Below are 1,034 nucleotides of genomic sequence, written 5' to 3' on the forward strand. Positions count from 1 at the left end.
ATCCAACTGCGCTCGACGGTCCGCGCCGGCCGATGCCGCTGGTGAGCGAAGCCGTGCGTGGCGAAGGCGCGGTGCTCATCGATGAGCGAGGAGAGCGCTTCCTCGCCGACACACCTGGCGGTGAACTTGCGCCTCGCGACGTCGTAGCGCGCGCCATTTGGCACCAGCTTGCCGTTGGACGCCGCGTATTCCTGGACGCACGGCAAAGTCTCGGCCCGAGATTTGGCAAGCGTTTTCCAGGCATCGCCGAATTGTGCCGGAGCGCAGGAATCGACCCCGCGACCGACCTGATCCCGGTGCGCCCGGCGGCACATTATCACATGGGCGGCGTCGCCGTAGACAGCGCCGGCCGCAGCTCCATCGAGGGATTGTGGGCCTGCGGTGAGGTGGCCTGTACCGGCCTGCACGGCGCCAACCGCCTGGCCAGCAACTCGCTCACCGAAGCGGCGGTCACCGCGAGCTGGGTTGCCGAAAGCGTTGCCGGCACGTCGTATACCCGGCGACCGCGCAGATGCTCCACATTCGTCCCTCCACGACCAGACGCTTCCGTGGTCCGCCCGATTGTCTCCGCCGCCCTGGGTATCATCCGCGACGGCGAGGCAATGCGCGAAGCGGTGGCGACCCTGCTGCCGATCGCAGCCAATAGTGTCGCTGCCTCTGGTCCGGCTTTGGTCTCACTGATGATCGCCGCGGCGGCCCTGAGGCGGGAAGAGAGTCGAGGCGCGCACTGTCGGTCCGATTTCCCGCTCCACGATGCCAACGTGCGCCCATCACGGCTGACACTGCACAGCGCAATGCGGGCCGCGGCCGCACTCGATTGCCGGGCTACCATACGGAGCACTTGATATGACTTCATTCTCCCCCCTCCCCGCGACCCTGATCGAACCGATTGTGCGCATTGCGCTCCTCGAAGACCTGGGCAGATCCGGCGACCTGACCACCGATGCGGTTATCCCGTATGATTGCACTGCCACGTTGGTGCTCAAAGCGAGGCAGGCGGGCGTCGTTGCCGGGCTCGATCTGGTCTCGTATGC

At 66.3% G+C, this 1,034-nt stretch carries 1 protein-coding gene and 1 pseudogene; both read left to right on the forward strand.

Annotation, left to right across the window (positions count from 1 at the left end):
* The coding region (locus EN984_RS35770; RefSeq protein ID WP_127384415.1) for an FAD-binding protein at window positions 1-845 on the forward strand (845 nt) is incomplete at its 5' end.
* Between the two features lies 1 nt (window position 846).
* Window positions 847-1,034 (forward strand): annotated as a pseudogene (locus EN984_RS35775) (nicotinate-nucleotide diphosphorylase (carboxylating)); the annotation flags it as partial.

It is taken from the genome of Mesorhizobium sp. M7A.F.Ca.CA.004.12.1.1 (genome assembly GCF_003997835.1).
In the GTDB taxonomy this organism is placed as follows: domain Bacteria; phylum Pseudomonadota; class Alphaproteobacteria; order Rhizobiales; family Rhizobiaceae; genus Mesorhizobium.